The sequence below is a fragment of the Streptomyces sp. NPDC048606 genome, from assembly GCF_040650855.1.
In the GTDB taxonomy this organism is placed as follows: domain Bacteria; phylum Actinomycetota; class Actinomycetes; order Streptomycetales; family Streptomycetaceae; genus Streptomyces.
Map to the genome: position 1 here is coordinate 109,103 of NZ_JBEZIB010000016.1, position 25,516 is coordinate 134,618.

The 25,516-nt window shown below is 73.8% G+C and carries 19 protein-coding genes and 1 pseudogene; 8 read left to right on the top strand and 12 right to left on the bottom strand.

Annotated elements, in window-relative coordinates; all coding sequences use genetic code 11:
• The first annotated feature begins 24 nt into the window (after positions 1-24).
• The 3 genes from AB0D01_RS19125 (at position 25) to AB0D01_RS19135 (ending at position 6,462) form a co-directional block, all read left to right on the top strand.
• Positions 25-1,467 (top strand): TIR-like protein FxsC, encoded by a 1,443-nt coding sequence (locus tag AB0D01_RS19125; RefSeq protein WP_363056750.1) that lies wholly within the window; start codon positions 25-27, stop codon positions 1,465-1,467.
• Positions 1,451-5,431, top strand: coding sequence for an FxSxx-COOH system tetratricopeptide repeat protein (gene fxsT / locus AB0D01_RS19130; RefSeq protein ID WP_363056652.1), 3,981 nt, complete (start codon positions 1,451-1,453; stop codon positions 5,429-5,431). The genes AB0D01_RS19125 and fxsT overlap by 17 nt, the downstream gene beginning before the upstream one ends.
• A 134-nt stretch (positions 5,432-5,565) precedes the next feature.
• Positions 5,566-6,462, top strand: coding sequence for a DUF4231 domain-containing protein (locus AB0D01_RS19135; protein ID WP_363056752.1), 897 nt, complete (start codon positions 5,566-5,568; stop codon positions 6,460-6,462).
• 62 nt (positions 6,463-6,524) lie between these two features.
• Here the strand turns inward: AB0D01_RS19135 and AB0D01_RS19140 are convergent, their stop codons facing one another.
• From AB0D01_RS19140 to AB0D01_RS19155, 4 genes are all read right to left on the bottom strand, one after another.
• Positions 6,525-7,004: a hypothetical protein gene (locus tag AB0D01_RS19140; protein ID WP_363056654.1), complete on the bottom strand. Its 480-nt coding sequence runs from the start codon at positions 7,002-7,004 to the stop codon at positions 6,525-6,527.
• An 84-nt stretch (positions 7,005-7,088) separates the two neighbouring features.
• Positions 7,089-7,973, bottom strand: a complete 885-nt coding sequence (locus AB0D01_RS19145; protein ID WP_363056656.1) for a S1 family peptidase — start codon at positions 7,971-7,973, stop codon at positions 7,089-7,091.
• Positions 7,974-8,133: 160 nt separating this feature from the next.
• Positions 8,134-8,952 (bottom strand): DUF1684 domain-containing protein, encoded by an 819-nt coding sequence (locus AB0D01_RS19150; protein WP_363056658.1) that lies wholly within the window; start codon positions 8,950-8,952, stop codon positions 8,134-8,136.
• Between the two features lie 288 nt (positions 8,953-9,240).
• Complete coding sequence (locus AB0D01_RS19155) at positions 9,241-10,656, bottom strand: DUF5685 family protein (protein ID WP_363056660.1); 1,416 nt, start codon at positions 10,654-10,656, stop codon at positions 9,241-9,243.
• Positions 10,657-10,940: 284 nt separating this feature from the next.
• On the opposite strand from AB0D01_RS19155, the gene sepF reads away from it, so the two are divergent.
• Positions 10,941-11,399 carry a cell division protein SepF gene (gene sepF, locus AB0D01_RS19160; protein ID WP_363056662.1) on the top strand — a complete coding sequence of 153 codons (459 nt, stop codon included), beginning with the start codon at positions 10,941-10,943 and terminating at the stop codon, positions 11,397-11,399.
• A gap of 17 nt (positions 11,400-11,416) precedes the next feature.
• Here the strand turns inward: sepF and AB0D01_RS19165 are convergent, their stop codons facing one another.
• Together AB0D01_RS19165 and AB0D01_RS19170 are read right to left on the bottom strand one after the other, a co-directional pair.
• Positions 11,417-12,628, bottom strand: a complete 1,212-nt coding sequence (locus tag AB0D01_RS19165; RefSeq protein ID WP_363056664.1) for an acyl-CoA dehydrogenase family protein — start codon at positions 12,626-12,628, stop codon at positions 11,417-11,419.
• A gap of 116 nt (positions 12,629-12,744) precedes the next feature.
• On the bottom strand, positions 12,745-14,469 hold the full coding sequence (locus AB0D01_RS19170; RefSeq protein ID WP_363056754.1) for an MFS transporter: 1,725 nt from the start codon (positions 14,467-14,469) through the stop codon (positions 12,745-12,747).
• A 457-nt stretch (positions 14,470-14,926) separates the two neighbouring features.
• Here AB0D01_RS19170 and AB0D01_RS19175 point away from each other — a divergent pair, with 457 nt between their 5' ends.
• Both AB0D01_RS19175 and AB0D01_RS19180 read left to right on the top strand, forming a co-directional pair.
• Positions 14,927-16,021, top strand: coding sequence for a glycosyltransferase family 39 protein (locus AB0D01_RS19175; protein WP_363056756.1), 1,095 nt, complete (start codon positions 14,927-14,929; stop codon positions 16,019-16,021).
• 240 nt (positions 16,022-16,261) lie between these two features.
• Entirely contained in the window at positions 16,262-17,308 is a 1,047-nt protein-coding gene (locus AB0D01_RS19180; RefSeq protein ID WP_363056666.1) for a phosphatase PAP2 family protein, read from the top strand.
• 277 nt (positions 17,309-17,585) lie between these two features.
• Here AB0D01_RS19180 and AB0D01_RS19185 read toward each other — a convergent pair whose 3' ends face one another.
• The gene (locus AB0D01_RS19185) at positions 17,586-18,596 is read right to left on the bottom strand and encodes a YafY family protein (protein ID WP_363056668.1); all 1,011 of its coding nucleotides are present in this window, start codon (positions 18,594-18,596) and stop codon (positions 17,586-17,588) included.
• A gap of 290 nt (positions 18,597-18,886) precedes the next feature.
• Positions 18,887-19,441, bottom strand: a pseudogene (locus AB0D01_RS19190) (transglycosylase family protein); the annotation flags it as partial.
• Positions 19,442-19,742: 301 nt separating this feature from the next.
• On the opposite strand from AB0D01_RS19190, the gene AB0D01_RS19195 reads away from it, so the two are divergent.
• Both AB0D01_RS19195 and AB0D01_RS19200 read left to right on the top strand, forming a co-directional pair.
• Positions 19,743-20,546, top strand: coding sequence for a hypothetical protein (locus AB0D01_RS19195; protein WP_363056758.1), 804 nt, complete (start codon positions 19,743-19,745; stop codon positions 20,544-20,546).
• Between the two features lie 226 nt (positions 20,547-20,772).
• On the top strand, positions 20,773-21,180 hold the full coding sequence (locus tag AB0D01_RS19200; RefSeq protein WP_363056670.1) for a hypothetical protein: 408 nt from the start codon (positions 20,773-20,775) through the stop codon (positions 21,178-21,180).
• Positions 21,181-21,192: 12 nt separating this feature from the next.
• Here AB0D01_RS19200 and der read toward each other — a convergent pair whose 3' ends face one another.
• The 4 genes from der to AB0D01_RS19220 all read right to left on the bottom strand — a co-directional run bounded on the left by der (position 21,193) and on the right by AB0D01_RS19220 (position 25,374).
• Positions 21,193-22,659 carry a ribosome biogenesis GTPase Der gene (gene der, locus AB0D01_RS19205; RefSeq protein ID WP_363056672.1) on the bottom strand — a complete coding sequence of 489 codons (1,467 nt, stop codon included), beginning with the start codon at positions 22,657-22,659 and terminating at the stop codon, positions 21,193-21,195.
• A 75-nt stretch (positions 22,660-22,734) separates the two neighbouring features.
• Complete coding sequence (locus AB0D01_RS19210; RefSeq protein WP_363056760.1) at positions 22,735-23,322, bottom strand: lysophospholipid acyltransferase family protein; 588 nt, start codon at positions 23,320-23,322, stop codon at positions 22,735-22,737.
• A 56-nt stretch (positions 23,323-23,378) separates the two neighbouring features.
• Complete coding sequence (cmk, locus tag AB0D01_RS19215; protein ID WP_363056674.1) at positions 23,379-24,107, bottom strand: (d)CMP kinase; 729 nt, start codon at positions 24,105-24,107, stop codon at positions 23,379-23,381.
• Positions 24,108-24,285: 178 nt separating this feature from the next.
• Positions 24,286-25,374, bottom strand: a complete 1,089-nt coding sequence (locus AB0D01_RS19220) for a prephenate dehydrogenase (RefSeq protein ID WP_363056676.1) — start codon at positions 25,372-25,374, stop codon at positions 24,286-24,288.
• Positions 25,375-25,516 lie beyond the last annotated feature (142 nt).

Genomic DNA, 25,516 nt, shown 5'->3' on the forward strand with positions numbered 1-25,516 from the left:
ATGTGGCGAAGCGGCTCCGGAATGATGTTCCTTCGCTCGCATCTTCGGGACGGGGGTCGTGTGCCCGCATCAGTGCAGCCGTATTTCTTTCTCAGTTACGCGCATACGCCGAGGTTCGGGGCCGGGGGCCCCGATCCCGACATGTGGGTCGAGCGCCTCTTCCGGGACCTGTGCAGCCACGTCATGGCACTGACGGACCTGCCCGCCGGGTCCGAGGCCGGATTCATGGACCGGGAGATACGCAGCGGCGAGGGCTGGTCGGAACGGCTGGCGGCGGCGCTCGCCACCTGCCGGGTCTTCGTCCCCCTGTTCTCGCCGCGCTACTTCGCCAGTGAGATGTGCGGCAAGGAGTGGTTCGCCTTCGCGCAGCGGGCCATCCACCAGGGGGCGGTCAGCAACCAGCCGGCCGAGGCCATCGTGCCCGCCCTGTGGGTGCCGGTCCCGCCCACCCAACTCCCGGGACCCGCAGAGCGGTTGCAGTTCAACCACAACACCTTCGGCGAGCGCTACGTCACCGACGGGCTGTACGGCCTGATCAAACTGCGCAGCTACGCAGAACAGTACGAGCGGGCCGTGTACGAGCTGGCCAAACGCATCGTGCGGGTCGCCGAGACCGTACGCCTGGAACCCGTCCGGCCGGTGGACTACCGGACGGTGCCCAGCGCCTTCGGCCCCTCCGCGGGGCACGGCTCCCGGCACGGCGGGCCCGGCGGAGGGACGGTCCGCACCCTGCACGTGACCGTCGCCGCCGCCTCCCGGCACGACCTGCCGGAGGGGCGCAGCCCCGAGTACTACGGGGAGAGCGCGCTCGACTGGAACCCGTACCATCCCGTCTCCCAGCGGCCGATCGCCTACGTCGCCGAGGAGCTGGTCAAGAACCTCAACTACCGCACGACGATGTCCTCCTTCGACGACGAGGCCGGCCACTTCGACGGCAAGCAGCCGCCCACCCGGCCCGAGATCCTGATCGTGGACCGCTGGGCCGTGGAGGACGAGCAGCGCCGCCGGCGCCTGGCCGCCTTCGACCAGGAGTCCCGTCCGTGGATCAACGTGGTCGTGCCCTGGAACCGCTACGACCACCAGAGCAAGGCCAAGGAGGACGAGCTGGCCCGCCGGCTGGAGGAGACCCTGCCGGTCAAGATGGGCCAGGGCCGGGCCGCCTGCCGGGCCGCCGCCAACGGCGTGGCCAACATGGAGACCCTCGGGCAGATCCTGCCGCAGGTCGTCGAGGCGGCGGCGCAGCAGTTCCTCAGACACGCCCAGGTGTACCTGCCGGCGGGCAACACGCACACCGAACGCCCGCGCCTGCTCGGGCCGATGGGGATGAACGGGCCGCCCGCCCCCTTCCCGCCCGACACGCTCCGGGAGCCGGGCGGCGCCCGGGGCCGCCCCGGGCGCGGCGGACCCGAACGGACCGACGACAGCAGCCACAACGACCGGGGGGACGCGGATGACAGCGAGTCGTGACAACCGAGACGGACGGATCGTCACCTTCTACTCGTACAAGGGCGGCACGGGCCGCACGATGGCGCTGGCCAACACCGCCTGGATCCTGGCCGCCAACGGCAAGCGGGTCCTCGCCCTGGACTGGGACCTGGAGGCCCCCGGCCTGCACCGCTTCTTCCACCCCTTCCTGGACCCCTCCACGCTCGGCGCCACCACCGGCGTCATCGACCTGATCAGCGAGTACGCGTGGGCCGCGACCAGCCCCGTGCAGCGCGCCGACGACTGGCACAAGGACTACGCCCGGATCCAGCCGCACGCCGTCTCCCTGACCCCGGAGAACCTGGGCTGGCAGTTCCCGGACGGCGGCACCCTGGACTTCGTCTCCGCGGGCCGGCAGAACCGCGAGTACTCGGCGACCGTGTCCACCTTCGACTGGGACAACTTCTACGACCGCCTCGGCGGGGGCCTCTTCTTCGACGCCCTGCGGGCCGACATGAAGCGGAACTACGACTACGTGCTGATCGACAGCCGCACCGGGCTGTCCGACATCGCCGACATCTGCACCGTCCACCTCCCCGACGTGCTCGTCGACTGCTTCACCCTTTCCGACCAGTCCATCGACGGCGCCGCCTCCGTGGCGCGGCAGATCGACGACCGGTTCAACGACCGCGGCATCAAGATCTACCCGGTGCCGATGCGCATCGACGAGGGCGAGAAGGAGAAGGCCGACGCGGGCCGGGCCCTGGCCCGGATCAAGTTCGACCGCTTCCCGAACGGCCTGGTCGGCGACGAGCTCACCTCCTACTGGGGCGCGGTGGAGATCCCCTACCGCCCCTACTACGCCTACGAGGAGACGCTGGCCACGTTCGGCGACGAGGCCGGGCTCACCAACTCCCTGCTCTCCGCCTTCGAGCGGCTGACCGCCGTGGTCACGGAGGGCGAGGTCACCTCCATGCCGGTCATCGGCGACGAGGTGCGGCTGCGGATCCGGGACGCGTTCACCCGCCGGCGCCCCGCGCTGCCCGCCGACCTGTTCCTGTCCTACGTCGCCGAGAACCGGATGTGGGCCGACTGGATCGAGTCGGTGCTGACCCGGGCCGGGTTCCGCGTCGTCCCCAAGGACGTCTCCGCCGAGCGGTCGGCGCCCACCGGCCCCGGCGACACCCTGGGCGGGGGGACGGGCATCGCCGTCGACACCGCCGCCCGGACCGTGGTGCTGCTCTCCAGCGCCTACCTGAAGTCGGCGCGGGCCGTCGACGTGTGGAACCGGGCCGCCGCCGAGGACCCGACCGGGGGGCGCCGGCAGCTCGTGGCGCTGCGCGTGGGCGACGTACGCCTGGCCACCCCCTACATCGACCGCAACCCGGTCGACCTGTTCCGCCTCGACGAGGTCCACGCCACCACGGCCCTGCTGCGGGCGGTGGAGCGCCCGGCGGCCCTGCCGGACACCGTCGCCGGCGCCCACGGGCCGGGCCCGCGCTTCCCCGGCACGGTGCCGAAGATCTGGAACGCGCCGCCCCGCAACCCCGGCTTCACCGGGCGCAGCATCGTGCTGGAGCGGATGCGCGACCAGCTGGGCGGCGGCATGGCCGTGGTGCTGCCGCAGCCGCAGACCCTGTACGGGCTCGGGGGCGTCGGCAAGACGCAGGTGGCCCTGGAGTACGTGCACCGGTTCATGGCCGACTACGACCTGGTCTGGTGGATCTCCTCGGAGCAGACCGACGACGTGGTGGCGGCCCTCGCGGAGCTGGCCGTACGGCTGGGCGCGCAGACCGGCGAGGACATGTCGGCGGCCTCCCAGGAGGCGATCGACCTGCTGCGGCGCGGGGTCCCGACCTCGCGCTGGCTGCTGGTCTTCGACAACGCCGACGATCCCGAGACGCTCAAGCGGTTCTTCCCGCCGAGCGGCCCCGGGCACGTGCTGGTGACCTCCCGCAACCAGTCCTGGTCGCAGTACGGGGACGCGCTGCCGGTGGACGTGTTCCTGCGCGAGGAGTCGATCGAGCACCTCCAGCGGCGGGCCCCGGGGCTGACCAAGGAGGACGCCGAGCAGGTGGCCGTCGCGGTGGGCGACCTGCCGCTCGCCGTCGAGCAGGCGGGTGCCTGGATCGCGGAGACGGCGACGCCGGTGTCCGCGTACCTGGAGCAGTTGGACCGTCAGACGGCCGGCGTGCTCAGCCTGAACCAGCCGCCCGGGTACCCGCAGCCGGTCGCGGCGACGTGGAACGTGTCGATCGAGCGGCTCCAGTCCCGCTCCCCCGCCGCCGTGCGGCTCCTGCAGCTGTGCGCCTTCTTCGCGCCCGAGCCGATCTCCGCGAACCTCCTGTACAGCAAGGAGATGATCGACGCGCTCAAGCCCTACGACTCCTCCCTCCAGGAGAAGCTGGTGCTGGGCCGGGTGATCCGGGAGATCGGCCGTTTCGCGATGGCCAAGGTGGACCAGGTCGGCAACAGCATCCAGGTGCACCGGCTGGTGCAGGCCGTCATCCGGGCGCAGCTGTCGGAGGAGGAGCAGCGCGAGGCGCGGCACGCGGTGCACCGGATCCTGGCGGGTGCCCGGCCCGACGACGACGAGCCGATAGACAACCCGGAGACCTGGCCGCGGTTCAACACGATCTGGCCGCACCTCAGTCCGTCCGAGGCCCGGTTCTGCAAGGAGCCGGAGACCCGCCGGCTGTTGATCGACCGGGTGCGCTACCTGTGGAAGCGCGGCGACTTCAAGGCGGCGTACGCGCTGGGCGAGGAGCTGCGCGAGTCCTGGCGGGAGCTGCTCGGCAGTGACGACCTCCAGTACCTGTACCTGCGCTTCCACCTCTCCAACATCCTGCGCTCGCAGGGCCGCTTCGTGGAGGCGAAGGAGCTGGACGAGGTCACGCTGGAGCGCCAGCGGGCCGCGCTCGGACCCTCGCACCCGCACACGTACATGACCACGAGCGGTCTGGCGATGGACCTGGGCGCGCTGGGCCGGTACGGGGAGGCGATGGAGCTGGCGACGGCCGCGCACGAGGGCTTCGGGCAGATCTTCCACGAGGCGCACCCGCGCACCCTGGCCGCCGCGAACAACCTGGCGCTGAACCTGCGCATGATCGGGCAGTACGCGCGCGCCCGGGAGATCGACCAGGAGGTCTTCGACCGGCGGACGGAGGTCCTGGGCCCCGACCACCCGTACACCCTGTCCTCGGCGCAGAACCTGGCCCGGGACCTGCGGGAGGTGGGGCGCTACGACGACTCGGTGCAACTGCTGAGCCGGACCTACGAGATCTACAAGCGGCAGCTGGGCCGGGCCTTCCCCGGCACGCTGTCGGCGGCGAAGAACCTCGCGGTGTCGCTGCGGCGGGCCGGGGAGCTGGAGGACGCACTGCGGCTGACGACGGCGACCCGCAACCGCTACCGGGCCAAGTACACCTCGGTCAACCCGGACCTGCTGGCCTGCGAGCTCAACCTGGCCGCGGACCTGTTCGCGACCGGGGAGGCGGGCGCGGCGCGGGACCTGGCGCAGGAGGTGGTGGACGAGTACGTGAAGGTCCCGGGCGAGCGGCACCCGTACACCTTGGCCGCGGTGAACAACCTGGCGGTGTTCCACTGGGGCACGGGCGCCCCGGAGACGGCGGAGCCGATGCTGCGCCGCACGATCCGCGCGATGCGCGAGGTCCTGGGCGACCAGCACCCGCACACCATCTTCGCCCATCTGAACCTGGCGAACGCGCGCGCCGACCTCGGTGACCCGGAGGGTGCCCTGGAGCTGGAGCGGGTCGCGGTGCGGCGGCTGCGCGAGGCCCTCGGGACGCACCACCCGGAGACGCTGGCGAGCGCGTCCAACATGGCGGTGAGCCTGGACATGTTGGGCCGCAAGGAGGAGGCGGCCCGGGTGCGGGCGGAGACGGTGTCGGAACTGACCCGGCTCCTCGGGGAGGACCACGGTCTGACCCGGTACGCGCGCGACGAGCGGCGGGTCCACCGGGACCTGGAGCCGCTGGCGGTGTGATCCGTCCGGTCGGCGGGGCCCTCGGTGCCCCGCCGACCGGTCGGCGGTAGGCCGGACAGCGGAAGGCCGGACGGCGGTGGGCGCCGGACGGCACAAGGCCCGACAGCACCTTGGGGGGCGCTGTGAGCGACAGCATGACCTTGTCCAACGAGGACCTGCCGGTCCTCTTCCACCACACCGACCGGGCGGCGATCTCCCGGCAGCGGGAGTCGACGCAGGCCACCCGTGCGCAACTGACGCTGCTGGTCGTGGCGGCGGGGGCGGCGGCCCTGCCCACCGGACCCTCGGCGGGTCCGGTGCGCCTGTTCGGGGCGCTGAGCGCGCTGGCGTACGCGGGGGTGCTGGTGGTGGGGTTGCGGGCCGGCCGGCGCCGGGCGCGTCCACAGTGGCAGCTCAACCGGAGCGCCGCCGAGTTCATCAAGTCGCTGGCCTGGCGGTACGCGGTGCACGGGGCGCCCTTCGGGGAGGCCGACGCGGGGGCGGCGCAGCTGTACCGGACGCGCCTGGAGGCGGGGCTGGCCGAACTGCGCAAGATGGGGTGGCAGGACCCGCGCGAGGCGGGGCTGGTGCCGCAGGGGGCGGAGATCACGGGGGCGATGGAGCGGCTGCGCGGCCGGGACTACCACGTGCGGCGCGAGACGTACGTCCGCGACCGGCTCATCGAGCAGCGGAACTGGTACCGGCGCAGGACGGAGGGGTCGCGGCGGTCGACGGCGCTGTGGTCGTGGGCGATCGTGCTGCTGACCTGTCTGGCGCTGGTGTTCGCCCTGTTCGAGGCCTTCGGGTCGGGACCGGGGGCGCGGGTGACGGCGCTGCTGAGCGCGGCGGCGGCGGCCGGGATCGCCTGGAACGAGGTGCGGCGCCACCATCCGCTGATCGAGGCCCACACGCTGATCGAACAGGACCTGGCGGCGATGATGGTGGTGATGCAGACGACGATCACGGAGGCGCAGTGGCCGGCCGCCGTCTACGAGACGGAGCGGTACGTCTCCCCGCAGCACACGGACTGGTTGGCCCGGCACAGCAGTTGAGGCGGTGCGGGGGGCGCGGCTCGATCGCGGCCCGGTCGCGGCCCGGTCGCGGCTCGACGGGCTCAGTCGCGGGTCACGCCCTCGCGCCAGATGACGGTGACGGGCTTGCCGAGGCCCCGGGCGTAGGCGACGATCTCGGCGGTGCCGCCGTGCCCGCGGGCCGGGAGGCCGTCCCAGACGGCGACGAGCCGGTCGCAGGAGTCGGCGATGTAGGTACCGGCCGCGTAGTAGGCCTCGTCCGTGGAGCGGTCGAAGGCCATCCGCACCTCCTGCGTGGCGCGGCGCCGCAGTCGCCGGTAGCCGGCGAGGGCGTCGGGGTCCTCGAAGGTCCGCTCGTAGTCCCCGCTGGGGATGACGACGGTCAGGTCGGCGCCGCATTCCAGGGCGATGTCGGCGAAGAGTTGGTCGGCGCCGTCGGCCAGGCTGGAGAAGGCCTCCAGCGGTCCCCGGTGGTCGCCCAGTACGGCGCGCAGCGCCTCGCGCACGTGCTCCAGCGCCTCGTCCGGGATCGAGCGGTGGCCGGTGACGCCGATGCGTTTCATGCGCAAGCCCTTCCCCGTGGACACCCTGGACATCCTCCCAGAAGCCGGGAGGACGTCCAGAGGTGCCGCGAGGGGCCGGTAGGACTAGTAGACGCTGACGCCGTACGCGTTCAGGGCCTCGACGACCGGCTGGAAGAAGGTGGTTCCGCCGGAGGAGCAGTTGCCGCTGCCGCCCGAGGTGAGACCGACCGCGCGGCTGCCGGAGTAGAGCGGGCCGCCGCTGTCGCCGGGTTCGGCGCAGACGTTGGTGCGGATCATGCCGTAGACGACGTCGCCGCCGCCGTAGTTCACGGTGGCGTTGAGACCGGTCACGGTGCCGCTGTGGGTCCCGGTGGTGGAGCCGCGCCGGGTGACGGACATGCCGTTGGTGGCGTTGACGGCGGTGGTGATGTCCTGGCCTCCGACGGTGCCGGGGGGCACCGGGGAGTTGCTCGCGTACTTGATCAGGCCGTAGTCGTTGGTGGGGAAGCTGGAGCCGGTGGTGGAGCCGAGGACGGTGGTGCGGGCGGAGTTGCTCCACCAGGTGCCGGCGCCGTCGGTGCAGTGGCCGGCGGTCAGGGCGTAGTAGTTGCTCCCGCTGCGGACGTTGAAGCCGAGCGAGCAGCGCCAGCTGTTGGCGTAGATGGCGTCGCCGCCGGAGAGCAGCTTGGTCAGCTTGCCCGGGGTGCGTTCGATGCGCAGGGCGCCGGCGTCGGGCCCGGCCTCGCGGCGGATTCTGGCGATGTCGGCGGCGCTGACCGTGGAGTCGGCGGCGACGACGAGGGTCCCGGTGGCGGGGTCCGTGTGCCAGGCGGTGCCCGCGACGTCGGCGCGCAGGACGGAGGCTCCCGCCGCGGCGAGTCGGGTCGCGCTGAAGCCGTCCTCCTCACCGGCCGCACTGGCGGCGGTGGGGGCGGCGAGCGCGGCGACGGCGGCCAGGCCGGTGGCCACCGCGAGCAGCCGGACACGGTCGATCTTCTTGTTCCTCACTTCACGTCCTCCCGGAAGGGGGTCGGGGGGCCCGGCGTACGTGGGGGTGCCGGGGCCGGTGAGCGGCGGTGGGGTCGCCGGGACCGCGCGGCGGGAGCCGCGTGTGAATCGACGTGCCCCTGACAAGTCCGCCGATGACGCTGACGGGAGTGTCGCGGCGTCAGTTCTCGGCGACAAGGGCGCCTTTCAGCCGCCGCTCCCCCGCCGCCACCGCGAAGGGCAGCGTGTTCCCGGGCGGCGGGAAAGGACAGATGAAGTGGTCGGCGAAGGCGCAGGGCGGCAACAGCACGCGGTTGAGGTCGACCCGGATCGAGCCGTCGGCGGCCGGGGTGCCGGGCCTCAGGAAGCGGAAGCGGTAGCTGGATCGGCCGCTCGTGGCGTCGCCGAAGACGGCCCACAGGGCGCCGTCGCCGGCGTCCACCGCCACCTGGAGGGTGTGGCGCTCTCCCGCGCGGGTGAAGCTCAGCTCCCCGCCGAGGCCCAGCCCCCGCGCCCGCCCGTCCGCGTTCTCCACCTGGACCGTCCGGTCCGCGTCGTACGGACGGAAGTGCCCCGGCAGCACGAGGTCCGGGTCGTACGGGCCGGCCTCCACCCCCCGGAAGGCGGTGCGGGCGGGTGCGGCGGGATCGAAGACGCGCACCGCCCATTCCCCCTCGCGGGCGATCACCACGAGCCGCGGCCCGCCGGCGGCTCCGACGGCGATCCGCGCGTGCGCGGGAGAACCCTCGTCGGGACCCAGGCGCACCTCGCCGTCCAGGGGCGCGCCGTCCAGGACGAGGGCGTCCTCGGGCGAGGCCTTCAGCTCCACCCCGTCGTCGGTGGCGCGCCAGTGCCCCGGAACGGCCGGAATTCGACCTTCCGGGTAGTCGGCGAGCCAGTGGGTGCCGATCAGGGAGAGGGGGCCGTAGGGCGCGGACACCGTGGCCTCACGGTGCTCGCGCCACTCCTGCCAGGCTTTGACCGCTTCGTCGTCACTCATGCCGCTCAACCCTTCCACACGGGCCCGGCCGGAAACCCGGGAGTACCCCGTCCGGGCCTGTACGGAGGCGGAACTGACGCCACGTCGCCCACCGGCCGGCGCCCCCGGGAGGGCCGGCGGACGCGGCCGGCCCTCCCGGCCGGGGTCCAGGCCGGGGGTCCCGACCGGGGCCGTCCTCCCGACCGGGGGTTCCGCCAGACGGTCGGGGGCGGTCCCGGCCGGTCGGCGCGGGCGGAGGTCCCGGACGGCGGACGCCGGCGGCGGTCCCCGCCGGCGGTCGGGCGGGGGCTAGTCGCAGCCGCAGTTGCAGTCGCAGCAGTTGCAGTCGCAGCAACCGCCGTCGCCGCCGCCCCCGTCTCCGCCGCTGCCCTCGCTGCCGCCGGTCATCGAGGAGTTCGGCCGGCAGCAGTCGCAGCACTCGCACGCGTCGCACCAGGGGTCGCGCTTCTTGCGCGACCACGGCCCCTCGTGCTCCGTGCAGCAGATCTGGCACGTGCAGAACAGCCCGAGCGCCACCGCGCAGCCGGCCAGCAGTCCTCGGCGCGGCTTCTGCCCGAACGGGCCGCCGGGGCCGCCGTGGCCGCCACCGCCTCCCGGGCCCCAGGGGCCGCCCGGGCCTCCCGGGGGCGGGCCGGCGGGGCCGCCGGGGACGGGCGGGGCGTGGGGTCCGCCGTGCTGCGGGGCGCCGTAGGCCCCGGCGGCGTACGGGCCGGGGCCGCCGTAGGGGCCGCCTCCGTACGGGCCGCCGCCCTGCTGATCGCCGCCGTACGGTCCACCGCCCCCGTACGGGCCGCCCGCGTACGGGCCCTGCCCCTGGCCGGCGGCGTTCGACACGCCGTGCCGGCAGGTCCCGACGCCGAAGGCCCGGTCCACCGAGGTCCGCAGCTCGTGCACCAGCAGCCGGTGCGCCAGCCCCGCGTCGGCGAACTCCACCTCGCCCAGGGCCAGCCGGATCCCGTGCAGCGCGTCGTCGCACAGCCGCCGGGCCTCGCCCAGGGAGGTGCCGGTGGCCGTGAGCGGGTTCCAGGCGCCCGCCCCGGCGTCCGCGGCCTGGTCCTCCACGGCGTCCAGCAGGTGGGCGAGGCGCCCGAAGTAGCGGCCGGCCTCGGCCAGCGCGGTCGCGTTGCCTGGCCGTCCCGCCAGGACCGCGGTATGCGCGAAGGCGGCCGCGGTGGCGGTCTCCGTCGGCTCGGTGACCACCAGCACGGACGTGCCGATCCCGGCCAGGGTCTCGATGCCGCCCTGCCGGTCCACGGCGTCCACGAGCACCGCCGTGTCGAAGCCGAGCGAGGCGCCGGTGCGGGCGCCGGCCCGGTCCCAGCCCCGGGCCACCCGGCGGGCGGCGGCGGCTATCGGCGCGCGGGCCAACAGCCCGTCGCGGTCGGCCACGTGGTCGCGGACCTTCGCCGAGGCCAGGACGAGCGAGACGGCGGCGGCGAGCCGCGCGCCCTCCCCGTTGGCCACGGGCGCGGTGCGCATCCCGCGCAGCGGGCAGGGGCCGGCCGTGCGTCGGGAGCCGGCGAGCGGCCCTGACTGAGCCTCCGTCAGAACGGAGACGAGCAGCCCGTCGTAGTTCGTGACGATCCTCGCGAACTGTCCGTGGTCACCCCGAAGTGCCAGGCAGAGCCCGCACAGATGAGCCATCCACTCGGTCTTGAACCGTTCGCCGAGCCGGTGCGTGCAAGGTCTGACGATGCCGAACAATCCGGTCCCCCGTGTGTGAGCTGCGAGTTTCCGGGGCATCGTATCCAGCCCGATCGTTCACCCGTATGCATCGACGCCTCACCCGTACGGTGGTGGCGGTCGTATTTTCACTCAGACAGCAGCGGTAGCCACCGGGAACCTTGACGGTGCAACGGATGTTCTGCACCAGTCCCGTCACGAAACCCCTGCGCGGCGACTATCCACTTGGCGCGTTGTCAGCATCATGGACGACCATAGGGGCAGCGGAGAAGAAGACAGACTGGCCACGGTGAAAGGAGGCGTCCATGGGTTCGGTACGCAAGGCGAGTGCCTGGTTGGGTCTCGTGGAGGACAGCGACGACGAGCGGTACTACGACGACGACTACGCGGAGGCGGTGGAGCGCCAGCAGGGCACGGTCTCCGGCCCCGGCGACCAGTGGGTCACCGATCCCCGGGTCAAGGTCGCGTCGGACTCCGCGGTCGAGCGCGGCCGGCGGATCGCGACGGTCACCCCGGACGGCTTCCGCGACGCGCGCGGCATCGGCGAGCTGTTCCGCGAGGGCGTCCCGGTGATCGTGAACCTCTCCTCCATGGACCCGACCGACGCCAAGCGCGTGGTCGACTTCGCGGCGGGCCTCACCTTCGGGCTCCGCGGCTCGATCGAGCGGGTGGCGACCAGGGTCTTCCTCCTGACCCCGGCCGACACCCAGATCGTCAACGGCGAGGCGGGCGGCCGTACCCGCGACTTCTTCAACCAGAGCTGAGCGGGGCCCTCACCGGCCTACCGGAAGGCGTCCAGCCCGGTGAGCGCTTTGCCCAGCACCAGTTGGTGCATCTCGACGGTGCCCTCGTAGGTGAGGACCGATTCGAGGTTGGTGGCGTGCCGCATGACGGGGTACTCCAGCGAGATCCCGTTCGCCCCGAGGATGGTCCGCGCGGTGCGGCAGATCTCGATCGCCTCGCGGACGTTGTTCAGTTTGCCGAAGCTGATCTGCTCCGGACGCAGGGTGCCCGCGTCCATCCGCCGCCCCAGGTGGTGGGCGAGCAGGATGCCCTTGTGCAGTTCCAGCGCCATGTCGGCGAGCTTGGCCTGGGTGAGCTGGAAGCCGCCGATCGGCTTGCCGAACTGCTCCCGCGTCCGCGCGTAGTCGAGCGCGGCCTCGAAACTGGCGCGCGCCGCACCCATGGAACCCCAGACGATCCCGTACCGCGCGTGGCTGAGGCAGCCCAGCGGTCCCTTGAGCCCCGTGACGCCCGGAAGCACCGCGTCCGCCGGCAGTCGTACGTCGTCCATGACGAGCTCGCTGGTCACCGAGGCGCGCAGCGACCACTTGTGCCTGATCTCCGGGGCGGAGAAGCCCGCGCTGTCCGTGGGGACGGCGAAGCCGCGGATCCCCTCGTCGGTCTGCGCCCACACCACGGCGACGGCGGCCACGGAGCCGTTGGTGATCCACATCTTGCGCCCGTTGAGGACCCAGTCGCCGCCGTCGCGCTTGGCGTACGTGCGCATCGCGGCGGGGTCGGAGCCCACGTCGGGCTCGGTCAGGCCGAAGCAGCCGATCAGCTCGCCGGCCGCCATGCCGGGCAGCCAGCGCAGCTTCTGCTCCTCGGAGCCGTACTTCCAGATCGCGTACATGGCGAGCGAGCCCTGTACGGAGACCAGCGAGCGGATCCCGGAGTCGGCCGCCTCCAGCTCCAGGCAGGCCAGGCCGTACTGGACGGCGCTCGCGCCGGCGCACCCGTAGCCGGTCAGGGACATGCCCAGCGCGCCGATGGAGCCGAGCTCGCGGGCCAGCTCGCGGATGCCGGGCAGCTCACCGTCCTCGTACCAGCCGGCGATGTGGGGCAGGACGCGGTCGGCGGCCCAGGAACGGACGGTGTCCCGGACGGCCAGGTCCTCCGGGCCGAGCAGTTCGTCGAGGCCGAGCGGATCGGTGGGCGCGAAGGGGGTCCTCGGCGCGGAGGACGCCGAGGATGCGGACGGCGCGGACAAGAGGGGCCTCCCGGCGGGCACGTGGGGCGGAAAAACTCGCGCTGCAAGTTTGTCGCCGACCCCGCTCCCGGTCCACCCCCGGTTTTCCCGGAGGTGTCCGCCCGCCGGTGGCGGGGTCAGGCCGTACGGCCCGCCCGGTCGCGGTCGGCCTCGGTCGCGGGTCCGGGGATCCGCGCGGTGGCCCCGGAGCGGCCGGTCGCGCCCGTGGGCTGCGCGGGCAGGCGCACGGCGGCGTCCCCGGCGCGGTCGGCGGCCTCGCGGTCGGCGGCCTCGGTGCGGTCGGCGGTCTCGGAGCGCTCGGCCGGGTCCATGGTGCGCGGCAGCATCAGCGCCATCGCGGCGCCCGCCAGCAGCAGGCCGGCGCTGACCAGCAGGGTGACGTGCAGGCCGTGGACGAAGGAGTGCCGGGCGGCGGCGTGGAGGGTCTCCCCGGCCGGCCCGCCCAGGTTCGCGGCGATCTGGTAGGCCTCGCCCAGCGAGTGCGCGGCTCCCGCCGAGTCCTCGGCGGACACGCCGGGGAGGTTCAGGAGGCCGGGCGCGTAGGCGGCGTTCATCACGCTGCCGAGCAGGGCGATGCCCATGCCCGCGCCGAGCTGGTACGAGGTCTCGCCTATGGAGGCCGCGCCGCCGGCCGTCTCGGCCGGGGCCTCGCTCAGCATGGACTCGTAGGCGGCGAACAGGGTCGTCTGGAGGCCGAAGCCGAGCAGGACGAAGCCGACGGTCAAAAGGACGGGCCGGTCCTGCTGCCCCATCAGCGTCAGCAGCACCACGGCGGAGGCGGTCAGCACGAAGCCGAGCGAGACCATGGCGCGCGGGCCGACCCGCTGGAGGGTGTACGAGCCGGTGGCGCCGGCGGCCATGGCCGCGAAGGTGAGCGGCAGCAGCCTCAACCCGGTCTCCAGCGGGCTGAGCTCCAACACCAGCTGGAGGTACTGGACGGCGATGAGCTCCAGGCCGACCAGGGCCAGCATGGCGAGCACGATGCAGCCGACGGAGGTGGAGAAGGCGGCCCGGGAGAACATCCGCATGTCGATCAGCGGGTGCTCGCGCCGCTTCTGGCGGCGTACGAAGAGGATCAGCAGGGCCACGCCGAGGAGCAGCGGCACCACCGCCTCGGCGTCCAGGAGCCGGCGCTCCACGCCGATCCGCTTGATGCCGAGGACCGCTCCGAGGACGCCGCCGGCGGCCATCAGCGCGCCCAGCACGTCCCAGGGGCCGTCGGAGGCGCCCTTGGACTCGGGGAGCAGCCAGCGGCCGAGCGGCAGGATCAGGGCCATCAGCGGAATGTTGATGAGGAAGACCGATCCCCACCAGAAGTGCTGCACGAGGAAGCCGCCGAGCACGGGGCCGCTCGCCGCGCCGATGGCGGCCACGGCGGTCCAGATGCCGATGGCGAGGGCGCGTTCGCGCCGGTCGGGGAAGACCTGGCGCAGGATCGACAGGGTGGCCGGCATGATCATCGCGCCGCCGATGCCGAGCAGGGCGCGCGCGACGATCAGCACCTGCGCGTCGTCGGCGAGGGCAGCCAGCGCGGAGGCCGCGCCGAAGAGCCCGTAGCCGAGCAGCAGGATCCGGCGGCGGCCCACCCGGTCCCCGAGCGTGCCGAAGAGGATCAGGAGGGCGGCGCAGACCAGCGGGTAGGCGTCGACGATCCACAGGAGCTCGATCGCGCCGGGGCGCAGGTCCTCGGTGACGGAGGGGACGGCGACGTGCAGGATCGTCGCGTCGAGCGCGACGAGCACCAGGCTGACGCACAGGACGGCCAGGACGACCCAGCGGTTCGCCCCGTCGGAGGCGGCGGCGAGCCGCTGCCGAAGGGAAGGGTTCCTGTCGCCGGTCATGTTCGTCCCCGACATGCATGTACCTCCAGGTGGTCCCTCGCACTCGGCGGACAGCGTCGTGGGGCGCCGCGGGTGGTGCGCTGAGCGGCGTCCTACGGGGTCCGGCATCGACACGCGAGTGAAGGGTCAGCGTACGCGAGTTCGTGTGTCCGACACGTGGTCAAGCTCTCATCCCGACGACGGCCCACGTGTGGTGTGTGCCACTCGCCCCGTTCCGTCCTCCCTCCTCGCACACGTCCGGTGACCATGCGTGGTTCCGCCCGGAGGGGGTGACGGGCCACGCCGACACGGAAGGGTGACGGGCCGGCGGGGGCGGTGGGCGGGCCGGCCGGTCGGGGCGTCGATACTCGGAGCCGTGACCTCCCCACCCTCCCCGCCTCCCCCACCCTCCCCGCCCGCGACGCCCGGACCCGAAGGCCCCTCGCCCGCCGGGCCCGCGCCCGCGCACCGCACCGCTCTGCGGCGGGCCGCTCCCGCGCTCGCCGCCTTCGCGGCGGTCCGCCTCCTCGTGCTGGGCGTGCTCGCGGGCTGGTGCGCGGTGGCCGGCAGCAGCCCGCACACCCTGCTGTCGGCCCGGTGGGATTCGCTCTGGTACGCCCGGATCGCCGCGGAGGGGTACGGGTACGAGGTGGTCCTACCCAGCGGGGCCGTCCACTCCAACCTGGCCTTCTTCCCCCTGCTGCCCTGGCTGGAGCGGGCGGTGGCGGCCGTCACGGGCCTGTCGTACGGCTCGGCCGGCCTGGTGGTGTCGGCGGTGGCGGGGCTCGCCGCGGCCTGGGGCGTCTTCGCCGTGGCGGACCGGCTCCACGGGCGGCGGGCCGGGGTCTGGGCGGTGGCGCTCTGGGCGGCGCTGCCCGTCGGGATCGTGCAGTCGATGGCGTACAGCGAGTCGCTGTTCACCGCCCTGGCCGCGTGGGCGCTGCACCACGCGCTGCGCGGCCACTGGGTCGCGGCCGGGGTGCTCGCGGCGGGCGCCGGTCTGACCCGGCCCGTCGGCGCCGCCGTGGTCGCGGCGGTGTGGGTGGCGGCCGTGCTCGCGGCGCGGCGCGGGGAGCGGTCCCGGCGGATGGCGCTCGGGGTGCTGCTGGCCCCGATGGGCGCGGCGGCGTACGTCCTGTGGGTCGGCCGGCACACCGGCGGCGGACTGCTGGGCTACCTGGACGTGCAGGCCGGCTGGGGCAACGGCTTCGACGGGGGCTGGGCGTTCGCCCGGTTCATCGGCGCCCGCCTGGCATCGCCCGCCTTCCCGGCGGGGCTGGGGCTGCTGGTCGGCGTGGCGCTGGTGCTGTGGCTGTACGGACTGTGCGTACGGCGCCGGCTGCCCGCCGCGCTGCTCGTCTACGCCGGGATCGTGGTGGCGCTCGCGCTCTGCGCCTCGGGGTACTTCGGCTCCAAGCCCCGGCTGCTGCTGCCGGCGTTCCCGTTGCTGCTGCCGCCGGCGGTGGCCCTGGCCCGCCTGCGGACGGGCCGGGCGGTGGCCGTCGTGGGGTCCCTGGCCTTGGTGGCGGCGGTGTACGGGGCCTTCTGGCTGAACGGCTCCGGGCCGCCGTGATCACGGAATGGACCATTCCAATCCATGGTTGGGCAAAGGAATTGGGGCGCCGAAATAAGTCCGGTGTAAGTATGCGGATAATTGCCGGGTCAGGACTCCCGCAGTTGATTCCGAGAAGTTCCAACAAGAGGCGAAATCACGGGAATTAAAGTCCGCGTGAGACGCACTCCACATCACATGGTCATCACAAAGCCCGCGATTCGACCGGGCCGCGCTTCGTCGCGCGGTAACGTCGATTGAGTGCGTACTGACCAAATGCTGACCCGTCTGGAGCCGGTGTTCGCCCGGCTGGACCGGGAACCAGAGCGTCCGGCTCATCTGCAAACGCCGCAGATGAGCCGGCACCGCGTCGTGCTCCTCGCCTCGACCCTCGCGTTCTACCTCGCGATCGTCGTCGCCGTCCTGACGACGTCCTGGCTCGTCCGGCTGGACTGGCAGATCATGTTCTTCCGCCCCTACGAGCAGTGGCCGCAGCTGCACGCCTTCCTCGACTACCTCGTCGTGCTCGGCCAGCGCGGCCCCACCGCCGTGATGGTCGCGGCCTGGCTCGGCTGGCGCTCGTGGCGCCAGCACACCCTGCGCCCACTGATCACCCTCGGCGTGGCCCTGCTCCTGCTCAACGTCACCGTCGGCTCCGTCAAGCTCGGCCTCGGCCGGCTCGGCCCGCACTACGCCACGCAGATCGGCTCCGCCGAACTCTTCGCGGGCGGCGATATATTTCCGTCGGGCCACACCGCCAACGCCGTCGTGACCTGGGGAATCCTGGCCTACCTGGCCTCGACCACGGTCACCCGGCGGGTGCTGTCCATCGTCTCGGCGGTGGTCTCGCTGAGCGTCGGCGCCACCACGGTCTACCTCGGCACCCACTGGGTCTCCGACGTACTCCTCGGCTGGACCGCCGGCCTGCTCATCATGCTGGCGCTGCCCTGGTTCGAGCCGCTCATCGCCCGCGCCGAGGCCTTCGTCTTCCAGCTGCGCGAGCTGTGGCGGCGCCGCCTGGAGGAGGGCCGGGTCTCCGAGCCGGTCGCGGCCGCGCTCACGCCGCTGCTCTCCGCCGGCGGCAAGTGGCGGCCCCGGAACACGGCCGACGCCCGGACCGCCGCCCCGTCCGGCGCCCCCGCGGCGACGCACTCCCCGGCCCTGCGGTCGAGCGCGCACACCGTGGGCCGGCCCCACCTCATCCGCTCCGAACGCACCCCCGTCACCCCGGCCGGCAGCCGCCGCCCCGCGCACAGCGACCGCGGCACCGGGCGCGGAGCCTCGGCCCGCCCGGCCACCGGGGGCTGAGGACGACCCCGCGGGGACGGTACGCACACCCCTTCACCCCGCACGCGAAAGCGGGCCGGTCACCCGACCGGCCCGCTTTCGCCGTTCATACGCACGGCCCGTCAGCCGAGCGCCCGGAGGTTCCTCCGTACCGGGTCACGCTTGTGTCACGGGTTGTCGACGACGGCGCGCCCCGGGCCGGGCGGGCCGCACCTCCCGCGGAAGGCCGCGCACGGCATTCCGCGCGGCCCGCGACACGCCCGACTCGAAATCCCTTCGAATTCCTTCGGAGAAGCGCCTAAGCCATTTCCGGATTCCCCGAATCCGCAGACGTCGAACCCTCCGCCTCTCCTTGCAGAGCGCGCCCGAGAAGGTCCCGCGCACCCCGGATCCGCTCGGTCAGCTCGGGGGGCTCCACGACCTCGAACTCACAGCCGAGCAGCATGATGTGAATCACCAGAACGTCGAGGCTGACCGCCCCGGTGCGCAGCAGGCAGCTGTGCGCGTCGAGCGGCTCCAACGACCCGTCGGACGGGCCGACGATCCGCGCCGCCTCCTCCGCCGACATCCGCAGCCGCACCACGGCCCGCGCCGCGTAGGCGTGTTGCGAGACCCCCCGGGAGACGTACGCGGCGAGGTCCTCGGCGGGCGCCGGGCGGGGCGTGAACCGGGGGCCGTGCGGCGGGCGGGGCTCGATCCGGTCCACCCGGAAGGTGCGCCAGTCCTCGCGGTCGAGGTCCCAGGCGACGAGGTACCAGCGCCGCTCGGTGCAGACGAGCCGGTGCGGCTCGACCGCGCGGCGGCTCACCTCGCCGCCGTGGTCGCGGTAGCCGAAGCGCAGCCGCTCCGCGTCCCGGCACACGGCCGCCAGCTCCGTCAGCACCGCCGGGTCCACGGTCTCGCGGCGGGCGGGGCGCAGCAGGGGGACGGTGAACTCGTTCAGCGCCGAGACCCGTCGGCGCAGCCGCGTCGGCAGGACCTGCTCCAGCTTGGTCAGGGCCCGTACGGAGGCCTCGCCGATCCCCTCGACGCCGTTGCCGGCGGCGGTGCGCAGCCCCACGGCCACGGCGACGGCCTCGTCGTCGTCGAGCAGCAACGGCGGCAGCTCGGCCCCCGCCCCGAGGCGGTACCCGCCCGCGGTGCCGGGGGTGGCGTTCACGGGATAGCCGAGCTCCCGCAGCCGGTCCACGTCCCTGCGCACGGTCCTCGGCGTGACGCCGAGCCGTTCGGCGAGGGCGGGGCCGGTCCATTCGCGGTGGGCCTGCAACAGGGACAGCAGGCGCAGCAGTCGTGCGGAGGTGTCGAGCATCCCCGCAGTCTCCCCCACCCCCACCGGACCGCGGCCCGCGCCCCGGATCCCCGGCGGCGGGGTCAGCCCGCCCGCGCGGGCCGCACGCCCATCCCGGTCGGGGTCGGGGTCGGGGGCGCGGTCGGAGCCGGCGAGGCGGTCGGCGGCGCGGCCGGGGCCGTCGTGGCCGCGACCGGGGCCGACGGGGCCGTCGTGGCCGGGGCCGGAGGCGACGGGGCGGTCGCGGCCGGGGTCGGGGTCGGCGAGGCGGTCGGGGTCGGCGCCGGCGAGGCGGGACGCCCCGTCGGCGGGAGGGTCAGGAAGAGCCCGGCACGGAGCCGCTCCGGGCGGGCCCCGATCAGGCCCCGGTTCGCCTCGTACAGGGCCCGCCAGCCGCCCCGTACCGACCGCCGGCGCGCGATCCCCTCCAGCGTGTCCCCGGCCCGCACCACGTGCATCCGCCCCGCCAGCCCGTACCGCTTCGCGCACACCGGCCAGGCCCCCCACCCCTGGATGGCGAGCACCTCCTCGGCGATCAGGATCTGCTGCTCGCGACTGGCGAGGTCCGCCCGCGGCGCGTACGCGAGCCCCCCGTGCTCCTCCCACGTCGGCTGCCAGAACTGCAACCCGCCGTAGAAGCCGTTCCCGGTGTCGACCGCCCACCGTCCGCCGCTCTCGCAGTCGGCCACGCAGTCCCACGGCCACGCGCCGCCGGGTCCGCAGTCCGGCCCGTGGCGCCGCGCCGCGGGCCCCGGGGCCGGCGGGGGCGGCGCGGCCACCGCGTCGACGCCCCACGGGAGTACGAGCGCCAGCGCGGCGCCGGCCGCGACCGCGGCCCACCGGCCCCGGCGACAGAGTTCGGGCATCGGGTCACGCTACGGAGCGCCCGGCGCCCGCCCGGCCCGCCACGCGGCACGCCCCCGCGCCCCACCCGGACGGCCGACCCGCGTCCGGCTCCCGAACGACCGGTACCGGGCACCAACTGCGCACAACCAGGCAATAGTTGCCACCGAAACGAAGCCACGGTCGGACGGTTCACTCTTTCGGGTGCCCGGTTCGATTCCGTTCCCTCAAACGGCGTGACCCCGGCCGCCGCTCGGCCGTTGATCCCGGCGAGCCGGGAACCCCCCGGCGTCCGCACGAATGAGGAGCCACCCCGTGCCGCGCATGCTCGACGTCAGTCTTGAGGTACGTGCCGAGATCGGTGACGAAGAAGCCGACAGGCTGCTCACCGGCGACGACGCCCCGAGCAGTTACGACTGCACCTCCTGCCGCACCCCCGGCGACCCCGAGACCGACCCGACGAGCACGGTGCTGTTCGTCGGCGAGGAGACCGCCGTCCTCGCCTTCGCCCACGCCGGCTGCATCCCCTCGCAGGTCGTGAACGTCTCCGAGGAGCAGCTCCAGGGCGCGGTCCGCAGCATCACCGGCGACGGGCCGGCCCCCGACGACGCGCCGGCCGGCGAGGTCCCCGCGGCCGTCCCCGGCGGCCAGGCCGTCCTCGGCATCACCAGCGGCCTGGTCCTGATCGGCGGCGACCTGCACCCCGCGCTGGTCGTCGAGCCGACCGCGCCGATCGCCCGCCCCGGCACCACCGGCCCCGGCGACGACTTCCTGCCGCTCCTCATCGAGCAGGGCTTCATCCCGGTCACCGACACCACCGAGCTGCCCTCCCCGCTCGGCGGCTGGTCGGTGCTGCTCGCCGGCGGCCAGCTGCACGCCGTGCTCCAGCCCGGCACCGAGGGCGGTCCCCAGGTCGCCTGGTGGCAGGCGCACCAGGCGCTCAGCGTCACCGACGGCTGGCGGGCCGCCGTCAACAAGACCCAGCGCGTCCTCATCTACGCCGCCCCGGTCGGCTCCATCGGCCAGCAGCCCCGCGAGGACCTGCTGCGCGACGCCCTCGACAAGGCCGCCATCAACGGCAAGCTGGTCGCCGCCTCGATGCCCCTCGCCGGCACCCCGGGCGCCTGACCGCCCCCGCTCCCGCTTCCCACTCCCCCACCGGAGACCGCCGTCCGCCCCTCACGAGGGGGCCGGGCGGCATGCGCCGGGGGTGCGCGGTCCGTCCCGCGCACCCCCGGCGATCTGCGTTTCGGTCCGCCTCACCCCGCATCCGCAGGGCGCCGGGTTCGTTGGCTGATACGTGCATTCATACGACCCCTCCCGCGCCCCGTCCCCTTCGAGCAGCGTCCCCCCGATGCGCCCCGCACGGGACCGGGACCTCGCTCCGGCCGCCTCGCACACCCCGATCTACGACACGCTGTACTCCGAGTACCTGCGCGCCTTCCGGGCCCTGCCGGGCGACCGCACGGGAGAGGAGGACCTCGGCTTCACGGCGTTCTCGTACGGCGGCTCGTACGGCACCGGCGCGTACGCGGGGGCCTACGGCGGCGGGTACGGCAGCGGCTGGAACGGTTCCGCGAGCGGTTCCGGATGGCAGCCGGGCGACTCCTGGCAGCCCGCGTACGCGCCCGTGCCGGCCCCTCAGCCCTCGTACGCCTACGCCGGCTCCACCGGCTCCGGATACGGCGGCGGGCGCCAGCACCAGACCGGGATGCAGCACATCCCGGCGGCCCTGCCGCCCGCTCCGCGCCGGGGTTACTGACCCCGCGCCGTCCTACTTCTTCTTCTTGTACTGCGCGCCGCGCTTCTCGCGCACCCGGACCGAGATGTGGATCGGGGTGCCCTCGAAGCCGAACTCCTCGCGCAGGCGGCGCTCGATGAAGCGGCGGTAGCCGTGCTCCAGGAAGCCCGAGGCGAAGAGGACGAACCGCGGCGGCTTGCTCCCCGCCTGGGTACCGAACAGGATGCGGGGCTGCTTGCCGCCGCGGATCGGGTGCGGGTGGGCGGCGACGACCTCACCGAGGAAGGCGTTCAGCCGACCGGTGGGGACGCGCGTCTCCCAGCCCGCGAGCGCGGTCTCGATCGCCGGGACCAGCTTGTCCATGTGACGGCCGGTCAGCGCGGAGACGTTGACCCGGGGGGCCCACGAGACCTGCTGCATCTCGGTCTCGATCTCGCGTTCGAGGTAGTAGCGGCGCTCCTCGTCGAGCTCGTCCCACTTGTTGTAGGCGATCACGATGGCACGGCCGGCCTCGACGGCCATGGTGATGATGCGCTGGTCCTGGACGGAGATGTTCTCCGTCGTGTCGATCAGGATGACCGCGACCTCGGCCTTCTCCACGGCGGCGGCCGTACGCAGCGAGGCGTAGTAGTCGGCGCCCTGCTGGAGGTGCACCTTCTTGCGGATGCCGGCCGTGTCGACGAACTTCCAGGTCACGCCGCCGAGCACGATCAGCTCGTCGACCGGGTCGCGGGTGGTGCCGGCCAGCTCGTTGACGACGACCCGGTCCTCCTTCGCGACCTTGTTCAGCAGCGAGGACTTGCCGACGTTCGGGCGGCCGATGAGCGCGATGCGGCGCGGGCCGCCGATGCCGGCGCCGGCGCCGAAGGTCTGCTCGGGGGCCTCCGGCAGCGCCTCCAGGACGGCGTCGAGCATGTCGCCCGTACCGCGGCCGTGGAGGGAGGAGACGGGGTGCGGCTGGCCCAGGCCCAGGGACCACAGGGCGGCCGCGTCGGCCTCGCCGCTCTGGCCGTCGACCTTGTTGGCGCAGAGCACGACGGGCTTGCCGGCGCGGCGCAGCAGCTTGACGACGGCCTCGTCGGTGTCGGTGGCGCCGACCTTGGCGTCCACGACGAAGACGACCGCGTCGGCGGCCTCGATGGCGTACTCGGCCTGGGCGGCGACGGAGGCGTCGATGCCGAGGACGTCCTGCTCCCAGCCACCGGTGTCGACGACCTTGAAGCGGCGGCCCGCCCACTCGGCCTCGTAGGTGACGCGGTCGCGGGTGACGCCCGGCTTGTCCTCGACGACGGCCTCGCGGCGGCCGATGATGCGGTTCACCAGGGTCGACTTGCCGACGTTCGGGCGGCCGACGACGGCGAGGACGGGCAGCGGGCCACCGCTCGCCTCCTCGAGCGCGCCCTCGACCTCTTCGAGGTCGAAGCCTTCCTCCGCGGCGAGCTCCATGAACTCCGCGTACTCGGCGTCGCCAAGTGCTCCGTGGTCGTGCTGGTCGTTCATGAAGTCCGTTCCTCGTCGTTCGTGGTGATCGGTGGCACCCGCGCAGCGCGGTTCCACTACTGGGTCAAGTCTCGCTCAGCGGCCGGTGAGGCGCTTGGCGTCGGCCAGGTGGGCGGTCAGCCGGTCCTGGATGCGTACGGTGGCCGCGTCCAGCGCGGTACGCGTACGGCGTCCCGTGCCGTCCCCGGCGTCGAAGGCGGAGCCGAAGACGACGTCCACCCGGCCGCGCAGCGGGGGCAGCCCCTTGACGAGGCGGCCCTTCGCCTCGGTGCTGCCGAGGACGGCCACGGGCACGATGGGGGCGCCGCCGCGCACGGCGAAGTAGGCGAGGCCGGCCCGCAGGGAGGCGAAGTCGCCCTCGCCGCGGGTGCCCTCGGGGAAGATCCCCAGGGCGCCGCCCCGCTCCAGCACCGAGAGCGCCCGGGTGATGGCGGTGCGGTCGGTGCCCGCGCGGTCCACCTTGACCTGGCCGATCCCGTGCAGGAAGGGCCCGAGGGGGCCCACGTAGGCCTCCTTCTTGATCAGGAAGTGCAGCGGACGCGGCGCGGTGCCCATGACCATGGGGCCGTCTATGTTGTGCGCGTGGTTCACGGCGAGGATGACGGGGCCGGAGGCGGGCACCTTCCAGGCCCCCAGCACGCGCGGCTTCCACAGGCCGTACATGAGGCCGATGCCGATGCGTCTGCCGACCGCCGCACCCTTGAGGGAGGGCGTTTCGCTCACGGGCGGGCCGCCGGCTTCCGCGCCTCGCGGCCCTGCCGCTCCACCACGAGGGTGACGACGCACTCGATGACCTGGTCGAGGGTGAGGTCCGTGGTGTCGACCTCGACCGCGTCGCCGGCCTTGGCCAGCGGGGAGGTCTTGCGGCCGGAGTCGGCGGCGTCGCGCTTGATCAGCGCCTCCTTGGTGGCCGCCAGGTCGGCGGCCTCCTTGCCGCGCAGTTCGCCGTTGCGGCGGGCGGCGCGGGCCTCGGCGGAGGCGGTCAGGAAGATCTTGAGGTCGGCGTCCGGCAGGACGGTCGTACCGATGTCCCGGCCCTCGACCACGATCCCGGCGGCCTCCTCGGCCGCCTCGGCGGCGATGGAGCGCTGGAGGTCGGTGATCAGGGTGCGCACCTCGGGGACGGCGCTGACGGCGCTGACCTTGGAGGTGACCTCCTGGGTGCGGATCGGGCCGGAGGCGTCCAGGCCGTCCACGGTGATGGTGGGGGCGGCCGGGTCGGTGCCGGAGACGATGGCCGGCTTGCCGGCGGCGAGGGCGATGGCCTGCGGGTCGTCGGTGTCGACGCCGTTGGTGATCATCCACCAGGTGATGGCCCGGTACTGGGCACCGGTGTCCAGGTAGCGCAGCCCGAGCTTGGCGGCCACGGCCTTGGAGGTGCTGGACTTGCCCGTGCCGGAGGGACCGTCGATGGCGACGATCACGGCGGACGGAGCTGCGGTTTCCACGGTGCGGGCACCTTCCTGGTTACGCCTGAGTGTGCGGGCGCGCCAATAGCGCCCCTCCCCAGGTTACCGGGCCCGGACCACTCCCCGTCCCGCCCGCGGCCCCCCGGACGGGAAGGGGCCCGACGGGACCCGCCCGCCGGGCGGTCCGCCGGGCCCGACCGCGGCCTCCCGGGCCGGGTCACTGCTGGCGCAGGGCCCAGCCCCGTTCGCGCAGCTCGGTCTCCAGGACGGCCACGCTGCGCGGTTCCACCATCAGCTGCACCAGACCGGCCTGCTGGCCCGTCGCGTGCTCGATCCGCACGTCCTCGATGTTGACCCCGGCCCGTCCGGCGTCGGCGAAGATCCGGGCCAGCTCGCCCGGCTTGTCGCTGATGAACACCCCGACGGTCTCGTACGCCATCGGCGCCGCGCCGTGCTTGCCGGGGACCCGGACGCGGCCCGCGTTGCCCCGCCTGAGCACGTCCTCGATGCCGGCGGCCCCGCCGCGCCGCTTCGCCTCGTCGGCGGACTGGAGTCCGCGCAGGGCCTCGACCGTCTCGTCCAGGTCGGCGGCGATGCCCGCGAGCACGTCGGCGACGGGTCCCGGGTTCGCGGAGAGGATCTCCACCCACATCCGCGGGTCCGACGCCGCGATGCGCGTCACGTCCCGGATGCCCTGGCCGCACAGCCGCACCGCCGTCTCGTCGGCCTCCTCCAGGCGGGCCGCCACCATGCTCGACACGAGCTGCGGGGTGTGCGAGACCAGCGCCACGGCCCGGTCGTGCGCGTCCGCGTCCATCACCACCGGGACGGCCCGGCACAGCGCGACGAGTTCCAGGGCCAGGTTGAGGACCTCGTGGTCGGTGTCCCGGGTCGGGGTCAGCACCCAGGGCCTTCCCTCGAAGAGGTCGGCCGTCGCGGCCAGCGGGCCGGACCGCTCCTTGCCGGCCATCGGGTGCGTGCCGATGTAGGCGGTCGTGTCGGCGCCCAGCGCCGCCAGTTCCCGCCGGGGCCCGCCCTTGACGCTGGCGACGTCCACGTACGCCCGGGCCGTGTCCCGCCCGATGGCCTCGGCCAGCGTCGCGGCGACGTGGGCGGGCGGTACGGCCACGATCGCCAGGTCGACCTTGGACTCCGGGGCGGCGTCCGTCCCGGCGCCGAGGGAGGCCGCCGTACGGGCCTGCGCCTCGTCGTGGTCGACGAGGTGGACGGTGATGCCGCGGGCGGTCAGGGCGAGCGCCGCCGAGGTGCCGATCAGTCCGGTTCCGATGACGACGGCGGTTCTCACGGGGTGCTCCAGGGTGATCGCGTGACGGCAGGTCCTGACTCAGGGTAGCCACCGGTGCACCGGTGGGGCCCGGCGGCCGGCCCTCGGGCCGACCGCCGGGCCCCTTGGGGGTACGGCCTGGGGTCTGTCGTCGAACTCCTGT

Excerpts from the sequence above, each read along its gene's own strand:
- AB0D01_RS19150 (WP_363056658.1), bottom strand. The coding sequence starts at position 8,952 with ATGAGTGACGACGAAGCGGTCAAAGCCTGGCAGGAGTGGCGCGAGCAC.
- AB0D01_RS19185 (WP_363056668.1), bottom strand. The coding sequence starts at position 18,596 with ATGCTCGACACCTCCGCACGACTGCTGCGCCTGCTGTCCCTGTTGCAG.
- AB0D01_RS19195 (WP_363056758.1), top strand. The coding sequence starts at position 19,743 with ATGCTCGACGTCAGTCTTGAGGTACGTGCCGAGATCGGTGACGAAGAA.
- fxsT (WP_363056652.1), top strand. The coding sequence starts at position 1,451 with ATGACAGCGAGTCGTGACAACCGAGACGGACGGATCGTCACCTTCTAC.
- sepF (WP_363056662.1), top strand. The coding sequence starts at position 10,941 with ATGGGTTCGGTACGCAAGGCGAGTGCCTGGTTGGGTCTCGTGGAGGAC.
- AB0D01_RS19210 (WP_363056760.1), bottom strand. The coding sequence starts at position 23,322 with ATGTACGGCCTGTGGAAGCCGCGCGTGCTGGGGGCCTGGAAGGTGCCC.
- AB0D01_RS19135 (WP_363056752.1), top strand. The coding sequence starts at position 5,566 with ATGACCTTGTCCAACGAGGACCTGCCGGTCCTCTTCCACCACACCGAC.
- AB0D01_RS19170 (WP_363056754.1), bottom strand. The coding sequence starts at position 14,469 with ATGACCGGCGACAGGAACCCTTCCCTTCGGCAGCGGCTCGCCGCCGCC.
- AB0D01_RS19125 (WP_363056750.1), top strand. The coding sequence starts at position 25 with ATGTTCCTTCGCTCGCATCTTCGGGACGGGGGTCGTGTGCCCGCATCA.
- AB0D01_RS19200 (WP_363056670.1), top strand. The coding sequence starts at position 20,773 with ATGCGCCCCGCACGGGACCGGGACCTCGCTCCGGCCGCCTCGCACACC.
- der (WP_363056672.1), bottom strand. The coding sequence starts at position 22,659 with ATGAACGACCAGCACGACCACGGAGCACTTGGCGACGCCGAGTACGCG.
- AB0D01_RS19140 (WP_363056654.1), bottom strand. The coding sequence starts at position 7,004 with ATGAAACGCATCGGCGTCACCGGCCACCGCTCGATCCCGGACGAGGCG.